Annotated in this window: 11 protein-coding genes; 4 read left to right on the top strand and 7 right to left on the bottom strand. The window is 70.5% G+C overall.

What is annotated here, in order from left to right; genetic code table 11:
* Positions 1 to 5 precede the first annotated feature (5 nt).
* The 3 genes from JW592_RS06535 to JW592_RS06545 all read right to left on the bottom strand — a co-directional run bounded on the left by JW592_RS06535 (position 6) and on the right by JW592_RS06545 (position 4531).
* Positions 6 to 1340, bottom strand: a complete 1335-nt coding sequence (locus JW592_RS06535; RefSeq protein ID WP_209263946.1) for an ABC transporter substrate-binding protein — start codon at positions 1338 to 1340, stop codon at positions 6 to 8.
* On the bottom strand, positions 1337 to 3013 hold the full coding sequence (locus tag JW592_RS06540; RefSeq protein WP_209263947.1) for a glycoside hydrolase family 13 protein: 1677 nt from the start codon (positions 3011 to 3013) through the stop codon (positions 1337 to 1339). The genes JW592_RS06535 and JW592_RS06540 overlap by 4 nt, the downstream gene beginning before the upstream one ends.
* 234 nt (positions 3014 to 3247) lie before the next feature.
* Complete coding sequence (locus tag JW592_RS06545) at positions 3248 to 4531, bottom strand: ABC transporter substrate-binding protein (RefSeq protein WP_209263948.1); 1284 nt, start codon at positions 4529 to 4531, stop codon at positions 3248 to 3250.
* A 175-nt stretch (positions 4532 to 4706) separates the two neighbouring features.
* On the opposite strand from JW592_RS06545, the gene JW592_RS06550 reads away from it, so the two are divergent.
* Genes JW592_RS06550 through JW592_RS06560 form a run of 3 tightly spaced genes read left to right on the top strand, consistent with a single transcriptional unit; the run spans position 4707 to position 8465 of the window.
* On the top strand, positions 4707 to 5231 hold the full coding sequence (locus tag JW592_RS06550; protein WP_209263949.1) for a PadR family transcriptional regulator: 525 nt from the start codon (positions 4707 to 4709) through the stop codon (positions 5229 to 5231).
* A complete protein-coding gene (locus JW592_RS06555; protein WP_209263950.1) occupies positions 5228 to 6037 on the top strand; it encodes an ABC transporter ATP-binding protein in 810 nt (269 codons plus the stop codon). Before JW592_RS06550 ends, JW592_RS06555 begins: the two co-directional genes overlap by 4 nt.
* Before the next feature lie 4 nt (positions 6038 to 6041).
* Complete coding sequence (locus tag JW592_RS06560; protein ID WP_209263951.1) at positions 6042 to 8465, top strand: ABC transporter permease; 2424 nt, start codon at positions 6042 to 6044, stop codon at positions 8463 to 8465.
* A gap of 45 nt (positions 8466 to 8510) precedes the next feature.
* On the opposite strand, the gene JW592_RS06565 is transcribed toward JW592_RS06560, so the two are convergent.
* Both JW592_RS06565 and JW592_RS06570 read right to left on the bottom strand, forming a co-directional pair.
* Positions 8511 to 8981, bottom strand: coding sequence for a hypothetical protein (locus tag JW592_RS06565; protein ID WP_209263952.1), 471 nt, complete (start codon positions 8979 to 8981; stop codon positions 8511 to 8513).
* Positions 8978 to 10063: an ATP-binding cassette domain-containing protein gene (locus tag JW592_RS06570; protein WP_209263953.1), complete on the bottom strand. Its 1086-nt coding sequence runs from the start codon at positions 10061 to 10063 to the stop codon at positions 8978 to 8980. Before JW592_RS06570 ends, JW592_RS06565 begins: the two co-directional genes overlap by 4 nt.
* Before the next feature lie 137 nt (positions 10064 to 10200).
* Here JW592_RS06570 and JW592_RS06575 point away from each other — a divergent pair, with 137 nt between their 5' ends.
* Entirely contained in the window at positions 10201 to 10338 is a 138-nt protein-coding gene (locus JW592_RS06575; protein WP_209263954.1) for a hypothetical protein, read from the top strand.
* On the opposite strand, the gene JW592_RS06580 is transcribed toward JW592_RS06575, so the two are convergent.
* Together JW592_RS06580 and JW592_RS06585 are read right to left on the bottom strand one after the other, a co-directional pair.
* On the bottom strand, positions 10287 to 12680 hold the full coding sequence (locus tag JW592_RS06580) for an Orn/Lys/Arg family decarboxylase (RefSeq protein ID WP_209263955.1): 2394 nt from the start codon (positions 12678 to 12680) through the stop codon (positions 10287 to 10289). The two genes, JW592_RS06575 and JW592_RS06580, sit on opposite strands and share 52 nt — an antisense overlap.
* Before the next feature lie 179 nt (positions 12681 to 12859).
* Positions 12860 to 14557 (bottom strand): tetratricopeptide repeat protein, encoded by a 1698-nt coding sequence (locus JW592_RS06585; protein WP_209263956.1) that lies wholly within the window; start codon positions 14555 to 14557, stop codon positions 12860 to 12862.
* Between the last annotated feature and the right edge of the window lie 90 nt (positions 14558 to 14647).

Here is a 14647-nt window from a genome sequence, read left to right on the forward strand (position 1 = left end):
GTTCCTCAGCCCTTGTACGCCTTGGCCGCGGCGGCCTCGAGCTTGCGGGCGGTGGCCTTGGGGTCGGACGGGTCGCGCAGGAAGTCCTGCAGCAGCTTCCACTCACCCGTGCCCTTGGTGCCACCGAAGGCGGCCGGGGCCTGGTCGGACATGTCGAACCGGACCGCGTTCCCGGCCTCGACCAGCGACTTGGCGGTCTGCCGGGTGACGTCGTCCGGGTACGCCGAGAGCTTCACGTTCTTGTTGGGGGAGAGGAAGCCACCCGTCCCGGCCCAGACCTCGGCCGCTTCGGGCGTCGCCAGGAATTCCAGCAGCTTCATTCCGGCCTTGCGGTGCTTTCCTGCCTTGATGACCGCGGCCGCGTCACCGCCGCCGACCACCGGCGGCTTGCCGCCCTTGACCGCGGGGAACGGGAAGAACTTGGCGTCCGTGCCGACCTTCTTCTTCAGGTCGCCGGAGATGCTGGCGCCCACGAAGTCGCCCTCGTAGACCATTCCGGCCTTGGGGTTGTCGCCGAAGACCTGCTCGACGGACTCGGGGAAGGTGGTGCGCAGCGCGCCCTTGCTGCCGCCGGCGACCAGGTTCTTGTCCTTGAACAGCTCGGCGAGCGTGCTCAGGGCCTTCACTACGGTCGGGTCGGTCCAGGAGATCTTGTGCTCGGCGAGCTGCTTGTACTTCTCGGGCCCGGCCTGGGAGAGGTAGACGTTCTCGAACCAGTCGGTGAGGGTCCAGCCGTCCTCGCCCGCGACCGAGAAGGCGGGCAGCCCGGACTCGGATATCGTCTTGCCGGCCTTCAGCATCGCCTTCCAGCTCTTGGGGGGCTGCACCCCGGCCTGGGAGAGAGCGTCCGGGCTGTACCAGACGGTCGACTTGTTGGACGCCTTGAAGTAGAGGCCGTAGTACTTGCCGTCCACGGTGCCGTAGTCCCGCCACACCGGGGCGAGGTTGCTCTTGGTCTCGTCGCGGACCTTGGTGGACAGCGGCTGCAGCCAGCCCTTGTTCGCGAACTGCTTGAGCACACCGGGCTGCGGCACCATGACGACGTCGGGCGCGTTGCCGCCCTCGATCTTGCTGCCGACGACGGTGGAGACGTTGTCGCCGGTGGAGATGAACTTGGTCTTGGCGCCGGTCTTCTCGGAGAAGGCGTCCAGCACCTTCTGGAAGTTCTTCTGCTCGGTGCCGGTCCACACTCCGGCGACCGTGACCGTCTGGCCCTTGAGCTCCTGCGAGCCGGACCCGGCGTCGTCGTCGCCCGAGCCGCAGGCGGTGGCGGTCAGGGCGAGGCCGAGCGTGAGCGCCGTGGCCGTCGCTGCCCGTCGTCTGGTGCTGGTGTTGGTCATGGTGTGTTCCCCTCCTGGGAGTTGGAGTCGGTGGAGCGGGTGGACAGGTCGCTGATCCACCAGGCGGCGGTGGACCCGGGAAGGACGCCCGGCGGGCAGTCCCGGCTGGCGAGCAGCGGAGTGCCGGCGACGGGCGCCGGTACGGGATCGAGGCCGAAGTTGACGGCGCAGACCAGGCTTTCGCCGCGTACGAAGGCCAGGACCTCAGGCTCGGTCTCCAGCCAGCGCAGGCTGCCCTCGCCCAGCTGTGGCAGGCTGCGCCGCAGCTGCAGCCCGTCGCGGTAGAGGTGCCAGAAGGAGCGGGTGTCGGCCAGCGCCCGCTCGGTGGCGTGCTCGGCGAACCACTCGGGCTGCGGCAGCCACGGCTGGGCCGTGCTGTCGGCGGCGGTGAAGCCGAACGGGGAGGCGTGCCCGGACCACGGCAGTGGCACCCGGCAGCCGTCACGGACGCGCCGACGCGAGCCGGTCCTGCGGAAGATGGGGTCGGTGAGCACCTCGTCGGGCAGGTCGACCACCTCGGGCAGACCAAGCTCCTCGCCCTGGTAGATGTAGGCGGCACCGGGCAGCGAGAGCATCAGCAGGGCCGCGGCCCGGGCGCGGGCGGGGCCGACTGTGGTGCTCTCCCCGGCGTATCGGGTGACGGTCCTGACCTGGTCGTGGTTGTTGAGCACCCAGGTGACGGTGGAGCCGGTGCCCGCGATGTCGGTGAGCGCCTCGGAGATGGCCTTCCGGAAGGCGTCCACGTCCCATTCGGCGCTCAACAGGTCGAAGAAGAACGCCTGGTGCAGCTCGTCGGGGCGTACGTACTTGGCGTGCTCGCGGGCGGTCGGCACGGACACCTCGCCGACCAGCAGCCGGTCGAGGCCGTCGCGCGCGGTGTACTCGTCGCACACCGTGCGCCAGTCACGCCATACCTGGTGCACCTCGGGCTGGTTCCAGGCCAGCGGGTTGACCGAGTCGCGGGCGCGCTCGTCGGCCTCCGGGTCGGGGGAGTCGGGGAGTTCGGGGTGCTTGAACAGGCCCGCGGCGACATCGATGCGGAAGCCGTCGACACCGCGGTCGAGCCAGAAGCGCAGCACATCGCCGAACTCGCGGCCGACCGCCGGGTCACGCCAGTTGAGGTCGGGCTGGTCCGGGGTGAACAGGTGCAGGTACCACTGGCCCGGCTCGCCGTCCGGCTCGGTGACGCGGGACCAGGCGGGGCCGCCGAACATGGCCCGCCAGTTGTTGGGCGGCAGTTCGCCGTCCGCTCCCCTTCCGTCGGCGAAGTGGAAACGGGAGCGGGCAGGGCCGCCGGGACGGTCCGCCAGCGCGGCGCGGAACCACGGGTGCTCGCTGGAGCAGTGGTTCGGAACGATGTCGATGACGACCTTCACGCCGAGCCGGTGGGCGTCCGTCACCAGACGGTCGAACTCGTCCAGGTCCCCGAAGAGCGGGTCCACACCCTGGTAGTCGGCGACGTCGTAGCCATGGTCGTGGTGCGGCGAGGGGTAGAAGGGGCTGAGCCAGATCCCGTCGACGCCCAGCTTCTTGAGGTACGGGAGTCCGGCGCGGACTCCGGCCAGGTCGCCGACGCCGTCCCCGGTGCTGTCGAGGAAGCTGCGGACGTAGACCTGGTAGATCACCGCATCCCGCCACCAGTGCTGGGGGGTGACGGCCATGGCTGTGTGCATGCGTGGTGCCTGTCTCATCGAGTGTTCCGACGTTGTGCATGCTTGTTATGTAGGAATTTCACGCAGGTGTCAATGAGTTTGCTCGTAACCACCCGGAAACCTGTTCGACTTGCCCGTATTTGCACCGGAATTTCGAGGCGTCGAGAGCATCGAGAGCACGACAGCTCTACTTAACAAGTAGGTAGGTGATTCGAGGTGAGACAGGCTCCGGAGGGAGTCCCGACAGGGAGCCGCTCAGCCGCGGCGGACGATCTCCTGGAGCTCCCGTTCGAGCCGCGCCACCGCCTGCCGGGGCGTCACCCGCTGCGCCATCGCGTCGTACACGACAGCCTGTACGGCCAGGCTCACCTGCTCGTACCTGCGGCTCTTGGGTCGCGGCTTGGCCGCGAGTACGCTCTTGCGCAGCGTCGGCAGATACGGATACCGGCGCACCAGCGCGGGATCGGTGTAGACGCCGGCCCACACCGGCGGCAAGGCCCCCTCGGTGAGCACGCGCCGCTGGATGTGCTCACTCGTCAGGTAGTCGAGCAGGTCGGCGGCCGACTCCTTGTGCGCTGACCGTGCGTTGACGGCGAGATTCGAGCCGCCCAGCACCCCGGCCGCCGCCCCCTGGGAGCCGGGCAGTGGCACGACCCCGAACTTCCCCGCGACCTTCGAGTCGCTCGCGGCCGCTGTCCCCTGGACATACGGCCAGTTGCGCAGGAACAGCAGCTTCCCGTCCTCGAATGCCTGCCGGGACTCCTCCTCCTTGTAGGTGAGGGCCTCCTTCGGGATCCAGCCCTCCCGTACGCCCCGGGCCAGGAAGCCGATGCCCTTCCGTGCCGCGGGGGAGTCGACGGTGACCCGCTTCCCCTCGTCCGCGAGGAGGGTGCCGCCCGCCGACCTCATGACCTCCGACGCGTTGACCGTGAGCCCTTCGTACGGCAGGAACTGCCCCGCGTAACCCTCCAGGCCGTACTTCGGCGCCACCGTCTTCGCGAGCCGCTCCAGCTCGGCCCAGGTGCGCGGCGGGGCCTTGCCCTCCTTGTCCAGGATGTCCTTGCGGTAATAGAGCAGCCCCGCGTTCGTGACGTACGGCAGCGCGTACAGTCGGCCGCGGAAGGTGGCGGTGTCCACCACGGGAGGCAGGAAGTGCTCGAGGGGGAAGCGGTCGGCGTTCAGCGGGGCGATCCAGCCGGCGGCGGCGAACTCGGAGGTCCAGGCGACGTCGATGTTGAGCACGTCGTAGCGGTCGCTGCCGGACCGGAGGCTGGACGCCAGCTGCGCGCGGACCTCGTCCGCGGCGTCCGGCAGCTCGACCAGGGTGACCTTCTCGGCCGGCCGTTGACGGTTCCAGTCGTCCAGGACCCCGCGCAGATAGCCGGTCAGGTCTCCGCCCGTCACTACCGTCAGCGGTCCGCGCCCCGTACCGGAGCCGCCGACCGTCGCGTCGCGGGCTCCGGCGCCGGTCCCCGTGTAGCCCACCAGGATCAGCACGGCAGCCAGGAGTCCCCTACCCGCGGCCCGCTTCCACCGCATAGGTTCCTCCTTCGCACACCGGCGTCGATCCGCCCGCGTCGGCGTCCGCGCCCTCTGCATAGCTGTTAGGTATGCGGGATACTAAACGTCCTGGACAATACAGGGGCGATCCGGCTCACAGGCAGGGGCTGGGCAGCTAACGAGAAGGTAACAATGGCCGGAGAGGAGGGCGAGCATGCGGCTGTCCCTGCTGGCGCTGCTCGCCAGAGGCCCGGCCCACGGATACGAACTCAAGCAGGCCCTTGAGAAGCTTCTGGGCGCCGCGTACCCTCAGCCCAACATCGGGCAGGTCTACGTCACCCTCGGCAGGCTCGAGAAGGCCGGACTCATCGAAGGCGAAGACATCGCACAGTCGAGCCGGCCGAACAAGCGCACTTACCAGCTCACGGACGCGGGACGGGAAGCGGTGGCCGCGTGGTTCGACGAGCCGACCGAGGAGCCGCGGGTGCGGGACGAGTTCTTCATGAAGCTCGCCGTGGCCCCCGGCACCGGGATGGCCGACCAGGTCGACCTCATCAACAAGCAGCGTCGTCACTACCTCAACGCCATGCGTGATCTCTCCAAGCTCTCCGCGGCCGAGGACCGGGACAACCGGGTCGCACAGCTGCTCGTCGAGGGGGCGATGCTGCACCTCCAGGCGGACCTCGACTGGCTCGAGCGCTGCCAGGAGGAGCTGGAACAGCTGGAGGAGCTGGAATGAGCCGCAAGGCCCGTGAGGCCCCTGCCGCTGACGACGCGGGGGGCATATCGGCCGCCGCCGACCTCGTCGTCTCGGCCGAGGGGCTGGTCAAGACCCACCGCACCGAGTCCGGCACCCCCGTCAAGGCCGTACAAGGTGTGGATCTGCAGATCGAGCGCGGCGAGTTCGTCGCGATCACAGGACCGTCCGGGGCCGGCAAGTCCACCCTGCTTCACCTGCTGGGCGGACTGCACAAACCGGACAGCGGGCGCATCTGGCTGGAGGGCGAGCGGGTCGACACCTACAGCGAGGCACGCTGGGCCGTACTGCGCCGCCGCCACGTCGGTATCGTCTTCCAGTTCTTCAACCTCATCTCCCACCTGACGGTGGCCGACAACGTCGAGCTGCCCGCGCTGCTCGCCGGAAGCAGCCCGCGTCAGGCCCGCGCCAGACGCGCGGAGCTGCTCGCCGACCTCGGCCTGGAGGGCAAGGACAACAGCACCCCCGGCGAGCTGTCCGGGGGCGAGCAGCAGCGTGTCGCGCTCGCCCGCGCGCTGGTCAACCACTCCAGCCTGCTGCTGGCCGACGAGCCTGCGGGCAGCCTCGACAGCAAGGGCACCCGCGAGGTGCTGAGGCTGCTGTCCCGCTACCACCAGCGCGGCCAGACCATCGTGCTGGTCACCCACGACGCCCGGGTGGCCAGCGCCGCCGACCGGGTGATCAGCCTTTTCGACGGCCGCATAGTCGACGACGCGGCGCTCGGCGGCGGAACCCGGCCGGGCCGGTCCAAGGGCGGCGTGTCCGGCACGCTCGAACTGAAGGGCTGAGGCGGTGCGGGCCACGGCGCGCTGGGTCCGCGCCGATCTGCGGGCGCACCGGGGCGAGGCGCTGTTCCTGGTCCTCGCCACGGCAGGGGTCATCGTCTCGCTGCTGCTGTCGGGCGCCTTCCTCGCCTACGGGGCGAGCCCCTGGCAGCGGGTGTTCACCGAGTCCACCGGCGCCCACGTGTGGATCCAGACCACGGCGGGGGCCGATGCCAAGGCGCTGGCCGGGCTGGACGGGGTCGAGTCCGCCTCCGGACCGTTCCGCACCGCCGTCACCACCGTGGAACTCGACGGCGCCAAGGCGAGGGTCCAGCTCCGCGCGGCGGGAGCCGAACCCCCGAAGGTGGCCCGCCCCCTGATGACCGAGGGCCGCTGGCCCGAGCAGGAAGCACCGGCCGCCGCCGAGGCTGCGGCCGCGCACGCCCCTGCCAGGGCTGCGGCCGCACGCGCCCCCACCGAAGGTCCGGCCGGCACCGACTCCGCAGACCGCGACACGGCGGGAGCTGCCGACGGCATCGTGCTGGAGAGCTCGCTCGCCCGCGCCCTGTGGGCCGAACCCGGCGACATGCTGCACGTTCGAGGCTCCGACGGCATCGCCCACGCCCTGCGCGTGTCCGGTGTCGCGGAGACCGCCGAGGACCGGTACAGCCCGGGCCGCACCCCCGGCATCGGCTGGGTGCTGCCGGGCGCCATGCACCGCCTCGGGACGGAGGCCGACCAGCGCGGGCAGACGATCGGGCTGCGGCTGGACGATCCCGAGGACACCGACTTCGCGATCCAGCGGGCAGTCACCGAACTGGGCGACAACCAGATCGTCTCCGTCTCCACCTGGCAGCAGGCGCGGGACGACGCCGAGGGCGGCGGCCGGCTCCTCGGGCTGCTCCTCGGCCTGTTCGGCCTCAGCGCACTGCTCGCCGCCGCGCTCGCCGTGGCCGGAGCCATCAGCACCCGCATCCGGGGTCACCTGCGGGACATCGCGATCCTCAAGGCCATCGGCTTCACGCCGGGCCAGCTCATCCGTACCTTCCTCGTCGAGCACGCGGCGCTCGCCCTGCTCGGCGTGGCCTGCGGTGCCGTGCTCACCGAGGTCCTCGGCCCACGGATGCCAGGACGGCTCGGTGAGGCGATGCGGCTGTGGCAGGCGCTTCCGGCCCACACCTGGGTACCGCTCGCGATCCCGCTCGGCGCGCTGCTCCTCATCGTCGGCACGACCGCGCTGGCCGCCTGGCGGGCCGGCCGCGTATCGCCCGTACCGGTCGCCCGCGCGGCGATTCCCGCCGTCCGGCGGATGCCCGGCACGGTACGGCGAGCCCTCGGGCTCCGGCTGCCGCCTGCCCTCGTCCTCGGCTGGAGAGGGGCCTTCCACTCCAGGGCCCGGTCCTGCGCCGCTGTCGGACGGCTGGCCGTGCCCCTGCTGCTGATCACGATCGTCCTCGGCGCGTGGACCACCCTGGACCGTCTGGAGCACCATCCGGAGAGAGTGGGCATCCCGGCCGCGCTCACCGTGCGCGGCGACGGGCTCGACGCCGCCGCCGTACGGCGGATGCTCGCCGACCAGCCGAAGGTGACCGCGGCCTATCCGGGGGACGAGGTCAAGGCGCTGGTGCCCGGCCAGACCGGCACGATCACACTCCGCGGCCTCGGCACGGACCGTGACCCCTACCCCTTCACCATCGCCGAGGGGCGCGCCGCGGACAGATCCCACGAGGCGGTCGCCGGACAAGGGCTGTTGGACCTGCTGGACGTGCGGGTCGGCGACTGGGTGCGGGTGACGGTCGGCGGCGACCCGCAGGTGCTGCACATCGTCGGGCGCAGCATCGAGCCGGAGGAGGACGGCCGGGTGATCTCGACCCCGCTCGACACGCTCCGCGAGGGCGACAGCACGCTGAGCCCCGGCTTCTACAACCTCGTCCTGGACGAGGACGCCGATCCCGCTGCCGTGGCCGCCGAACTGTCGTCGGGGGCCGACGGCCGACTGGACGTGCGCGAGATCCCCAATCCGGTGCAGGAACTCTCGTCCGTACGCGGGGTGCTGGGCGGTCTCGTCACGGTGCTGGCGCTGATCGGTCTGGCCGAGCTGTCGACGACGATCGCCGCGGGCGTACGGGAACGTCGCCGGGACCTGCTCGCCCTCAAGGCCATCGGACTGACGCCGCGGCAGATCATCGCGGTGATCGTGGCCGGGACCGGCTTCACCGCCCTTGCCGCTGCCCTGGTCGGAACCGTGGCCGGGGTCATCGCGTCGGGATGGCTGATCGACCTGCAGGGCCGCTCCAGCGGTATCGGCGCCGGGATCGCTCAACAGCCCCCGGTCACGGCGCTGTTGCTGCTGGTCGCCGCGGTGGTGGCGGGCGCGGTCGCCGTCTCCCTGCTCCCGGCGTCACGCGCCGTACGGCAGCGACTGGCGGACACCCTCGGCGACTCCCTCTGAGCGTCCCTGCGCCCTGAGCGGCCACTCGCGTGGGTGGCCGTGGCCTCATTCAGGGCGGCCGAACCGGTGTGCCGCCCAGCAGGTCGAGCGGCGCACCGGAGCCATCAGCGTCTCGCGCAGGTAGCCGTTCTCCTTGTCCATGATGAGGCGGATGCCGACGGACATGGCGGGAGCCTGCACAGCGATGGCGAGGATGCCCGGGAACAGAAACGTCTTGTAGTCGCCGCCCACGGTCTCGGACGGGATCAGACCGGACAGTCCGCCCCCGAGCGCCACCAGATAGACCGCGGGCTCCAGCACGATGATCACCGTGTGCAGGCGCAGGGACAGCAGCCGCAGGCACTCCCGGTACACCAGGGCGTGAGCCGCACGCAGTTCGCGGCGCAGCGCTGAACCGGGAACCGGGTCCGGGCCGGTGAGCGCGTCGGCCGGTTCCAACCCCCCGCCGGTCCGGCTTCCGGCTCCCTTGGCGGCTGTCCCGGTGGGTGGAGTGGGGGATGCCGACTCGGCGCTCATGAGGGCTTCTCCCGTCCGCCAGGGGGCGGCGCTTCGACCGGTCCGCCGAGGGCACTTGCTGCCATCGAGTCCACGCTGATGCTTCGGCCGGTGTGGTGGAAGAACACATCGTCCAGCGTCGGCGGCGTCGCCGTTGCCGCGTACACGGTGACGCCCCGCTGAGCGAGGGCAGCGCACAGCCGGGGGAGCCAGGCACTCGCTTCACGGACGCGCAGGGTGACCCCCTCGCCGCCGGGCGGGGCCACGGACTTGGCCGGATCGGACGCACCGGAAGGCCCCTGAGCCGTGAGTGCCTCGCGCAGCTCAGGGATGTTCCGCGCCACCTCCCACACCGCGGCGTTGTCGTCGGTCCGCAGGTGCAACTGGTCCCGCCCGATGGCGGCCTTCAGCCGATCCGGAGTGCCGGAGACCACGATGCGGCCCTGGTCGATGATGGCGATGCGGTCGCAGTTCTCGGCCTCATCGAGGTAGTGCGTGGTGACGAACAGCGTGGTGCGCCGGCGTCCGGGCAGCGAGTTGAGGTGCTCCCAGGTCTGGGCTCTGGCGTGCGGGTCGAGCCCCACGGTGGGCTCGTCCAGGAACAGCACCCTGGGGTGGTGCAGCAGCCCTCTCGCGATCTCGAGCCTGCGCCGCATGCCCCCGGAGTACGTACGCACCGGCTGCCGGGCCCGTTCCGCCACTCCCGCCAGCTCCAGCAGCCGGGCGACGCGCCGGTGTGCGTACCGCCGGGAGAGCCCGTACAGACGCGCGTGCACATACAGGTTCTGCCGCGCCGTCATACCGTCGTCCAGCGAGCTGGTCTGGAACAGATGGCCCACGCGCTGCCGTACGAGCCCGGCCTCGGTCGCCACATCGGCGCCGTGCACCCACGCGCGTCCGGCCGTGGGGACGGCGAGCGCGCACAGCATGGCGATGGTGGTCGTCTTCCCCGCACCGTTCGGCCCCAGGAACCCGAAGGTCTCGCCGTCGGCCACCTCCAGGTCCACTCCGCGCACCGCCTCGACCGGTGTGCCGCCGCTGCCTCCGCGCGGGTACGTCTTGACCAGCCCGTGTGCCTGAACGGCGTACGTGCTGTCGGCCACCGGGTCCTGCCCTCCTCTTGCCGGGGGATGAAGTCCTCAGGAGGGCTTCCCATCGCGGCCGGCGGCATCCGTGCCGCGGCGCGGATGCACTCGTGGCGGTCATACGCGATCGATGCGTCGATGCATACGGCGCTCTTGTGACGGTCCTACTTCGCTTCCAGCCCACCCCGCGCGCCTGGGCGGAGGCCGACCGCACCCCGGTCGGCGAGGACCACCCGCCCGGCTACTTCCGCGCCTTCTTCGCCGTCGGACTGGACGGGCCGGATTCGCCATGAGTGCGGTTGCTACGTGTGGCCGACTGGGCGGGGATGCGGCGTACGCACTCGATGAGGTAGTCACCGGTGTCCGGGTCGAGGGTGACACCGTGGGTCTCGCTGTGGAAGCCGGGAAACCGCCGGTCGAAGCTCTCCAGTGCCCTCAGATAGCGCAGCAGCGGACCGTCGGGCGCACCGGTGTTCTCACCCGGCATCAGGACGGGGATACCGGGCGGTGTGACGGTGACCATGGCGGCTGCGGTCCGGTCGGCCGCGTCGGCGAGCCGCACCCGTTCGGTGCCGCTGCGGATGAGGCGCTCGTAGCAGTGCTGAGGTGGCGCGACAGGCTCGGGCAGCTCCTGGAAGGCGGTGTCGAGCAGCTCGACCAGCCGGGCTTCCCGTAGGTGGTCGTGCATCTCCTGGCACAGCGCGCGCAAGGTCTGCCCGGCGTAGCGCCGGGGGTGCGCGTCGACCAGTTCGGGCAGCAGGCGCTCCAGGGGTGCGTCCTGGTCGTAGAGCGCCTTGAAGTCCATCAGAGCGTCCATGAGCGTCCCCCACTTGCCCTTGGTGATCCCCATGGAGAACAGGACGAGAGTGGTGTAGGTGTCGGTCTTCTCCACCACGATGTTGCGCGTGGCCAGGTAGGCCGTGAGGACGCGGGCGGGGACGCCCCAGTCGGCCATGCGCCCCCCGGCGTCGATGCCGGGGCAGGTGAGGGTGACCTTGACGGGGTCGAGCAGGCAGTAGCCGTCGGACAGCCCGGCGAAACCGTGCCAGTCGGCGCCCGGCTCCAGCTGCCAGCAGGACGGTTCGCTGCGCAGCAGCTCCACCGGGGCGTCGGCGAAGGGCAGCCGCTCGCCGGAGGCGGGATCGACCACGGTGTCGGGCTGCCAGACGCCGAAGAACCAGCCGGGCCGGTCGCCGGCGGCCGCGACGCGCCGGCCCACGCGTACGACTGTCTGGCGGAAGCGGATGGCCTCGGTCACCGACTCGTCGACCAGCCAGCGGCCCTGCGGCCCGTCCATCATCGCGGCGGCCACGTCCAGCGAGGCGATCATCGGGTACAGCGGCGAGGTGGTGCCGTGCATCATGAACGCCTCGTTGAAGCGGTCGTGCTCAACCGGTGCACGGGGCGCGGGTTTGACGTGCACCATCGCGCTCTGCGACATGGCCGCCAGCAGTTTGTGCGTCGACTGGGTGGAGAAGACGGTCGGGCGTTCGGGGCCGGGGAACGTGTCGGGGCCCACCGACATGCCGAAGCGTCCGGCGTAGAGGGGGTGGAAGCGGGCGTAGGCGAACCATGCCTCGTCGAAGTGCAGTCGCGGGGTGCTGGGCGCGAGCGCTCTGGCGACCTGGAGCGCGTCGTAGCACAGCCCGTCGTAGGTGGAGTTGGTCAGCACCGCGTACTGGACCTGGGAGGTGACCGCACTCTGGGCGAGTGGATTGCGGGCGATGCTGGCTGCGATCGCGTCCGCCCGGACCTGAGAGGGTGGCAGGGGTCCCGCCAAGCCGTAGCCGTTCCGGGTGGGGACCAGATAGACCGGCCGGGCGCCGGACAGGACCAGACCGTGCAGCACCGACTTGTGGCAGTTGCGGTCCACCAGCGCGATCTCGTCGCGGGTGACGCTGAAGTGGCCGACCATGCGGTTGCAGGTCGAGTCGCCGTGCAGGACGAAGTAGGTGCGGTCGGCGCCGAAGACCCGGGCTGCGTTGCGCTCCGCCGCACCGACCGGCCCGGTGTGCTCGAACAGCGAGCCGAGCTCCTCGACAGAGATGGACAGGTCGCTGCGCAGCAGCCGTTCCCCGAAGTAGTCGTGGAAGGTCCGGCCGACCGGTGACTTGAGGAAAGCGACACCGCCGGAGTGGGCAGGGGTGTGCCAGGAGTACTCGTGCGCGTCGTCGAAGCGGCGCAGCGCGTGGAAGAACGGCGGCAGGAGCTCTTCCTGATAGCCGCGGGCGGCGCGGGCGACCCGGCCCGCGATGAAGCGCGCGGTGTCCTCCAGCGCCCAGATGTAGCCGACCACCGTCTCCGCCACCCACAGCGGCAGGTGTTCCAGGTCCTCACCGGCCATGACCAGGAAGACCGGCAGGTTCTGGAAGCGCCGCCCCACCTGGCGCAGCACTTCGGCACCGCCCGGCTCGCCCGAGTCCGTGCCGTTGGGCGGAAGCCCCCAGTCCACCACGGCGGCGGCCAGCCCCGCCTCGGTGCGCAGCACCGCCTGCGCGTCCCCGCTCGTCGACGCCCAGCGCACCTCGAAGCCGTGGGTCGTCAGCTCCTCGCCGACCCTGTGCAGCTGTTCGGCACCCGTGCCCCCGCCCCCGGGCGATTCGGGTACCGCGAACAGAACTGTCCCCTCCGCCATGCCACCCCTCCGCGGTCGCTGGAGACCCGCACATACAGGTCTGGAGAGAGTGAACGGGGCCCGCACCGGAATACGCGCCCGGCCGGTGCTGAAACCACCCGGACGTGGGTATCGCTCGGCCGTTGGAGAGGGGCCCACGGTGTTCCAGTGGACATCTGACGGCTGAGCGGTCGATTCTGTCAGTGGCAGCCTTCGACGGACCCGGTGCCACAGGGCTCTTCCCCGACCGCCGACAGTCGGCAGAAGCACGAAGCGTGGATCGGGACGTCAGCCCTCGCCCGGGCGAGGCGCAGCTGCTGCTCGACGATGGCGGCCTCTCCTCTGCGGCCCTGCCGAACCAGACACTCGTGGAAGCCGTGCAGGCTCCAGACGTTGCCCGGGTGCTGTTGCGACCGCGGGATGGTGCCGTCCAGGCCGAGGTCGGCCTGGTACACCGCTGCGGCCTCCTCCACATGGCCCTGCTCCAACAGCAGCGCCCCGTAGGCGTGCCGGGTCGGCTGCATCCACCCCCAGGGTTCGTCGTAGGGGAGGTTGTCATCCAGCTCGATCGACCGCCGCAGCGCCGCGTAGGCGGCGTCGACGTTCCCCTTGCGGTATTCCACCTCGCCCTCCAGCATCGCGGCCGCCACCTCGAGGATGTCCTGACAGGTGTTGTTGAACAGCATGCGCGACTCCGGGACCCGCTCCACCGCCTCCTCGAACAGCGCCCGCTGCGTCTGGGCCGTCTCCCCCTGGCCGGAGGAGGCGTGGGCGATCGCCTTCGCGTAGTGCGTCAGCGCCGTCGTCACGCAGTGGAGTCCGGGGTCCGTCGGCAGTGGTGCGTCAATGATCTCCTGCCACATGCCGAAGCGGATCAGCACATGCATCCGCATCGGGAGAAGCCCCTCGAGCCAGTCCGCCATCGGTGGCTCTTGCACGCGGAGGAGCTCTTCGGGAACCGCCGCCTCGAGTTCGTCGCAGGTGCGCAGCGCGGCGGCGCGCTGCCCGAGGAACATCGAGCCGTAGATCTTGAAGTGATAGTTGTGGCAGCGGTAGAGCGTGTAGAAGTTCATCGGGCCGGAACGGCTCACGAATTTCTCGTCCGCCGCGATCGCACGGGCGTTGGAGGACACCACGCGGGAGTAGTCGCCGCACAGGACGTCCAGGTGTGTGGGCATGTGCTGCAGGTGACCGGCATCGGGAACGAGATCGCGCAGCCGGTCGGCCATCGGCAGGGCCCGTTCCGGCGTGGACGACATCTCCATCAGATGGATGTACATGTGCAGCACACCCGGGTGGTCCTGCCCACCAGGCAGTTCCAGTGCGTGATCGAGTGCGTCACGCACCTCGACAGCGAACGATCCCGGGGCCGGCTCACCGGTCCTCTGGTCCCACAGCTGCCACGGGGTGAGGTTCATCAGCGCGTCGGCGAACAGCGTGATCACGTCGAGATCCGTGGAGTGCTCTGCGTACACCAGGCGCATCGCCTCGGCATATCGGTGATTCCACGCAGAGAGGTCCGGCACCGCGGCCGTCTCCGGCTGGGGGTAACGATGCCGGAGCGCGCCGATGAGTGCCCGTTCGGCGGGCGTGGCCTTGTGCGCGAGACGTTCGGCCTGTGCGGACGCCTCGAACGCGCGGGAGACGTTCGTCTCGAGCTCGGCAGGGTCGAAGCGGTCCCAGGGCTTGTTGTAGTTGGGGCCCAGGGCATAGGCGATTCCCCAGGAAGCCATGGCACATTCCGGGTCGAGCTCGCGGGTCCGCTCGAAGCAGTCGATGGCTTCCTCGTGGTTGAAGGCATAGCTCCACACCAGGCCGCGGTCGAACCAGGTCTGTGCCTCCACCACCCCGGTCGACACCGGTCGGGTGTGGCGGCCGAGATCGTAGTAGTCACCCATCGAGCCTCCAGCGCCGCCTCGGCGTTCTTCTCCCTGGCCGCCCATATCCTCGCAGCAGATGACGTGCTCCTTGCTGCAATACACGCGCTG

The organism is Streptomyces spirodelae (assembly GCF_017676385.1).
Lineage (GTDB): Bacteria > Actinomycetota > Actinomycetes > Streptomycetales > Streptomycetaceae > Streptomyces > Streptomyces spirodelae.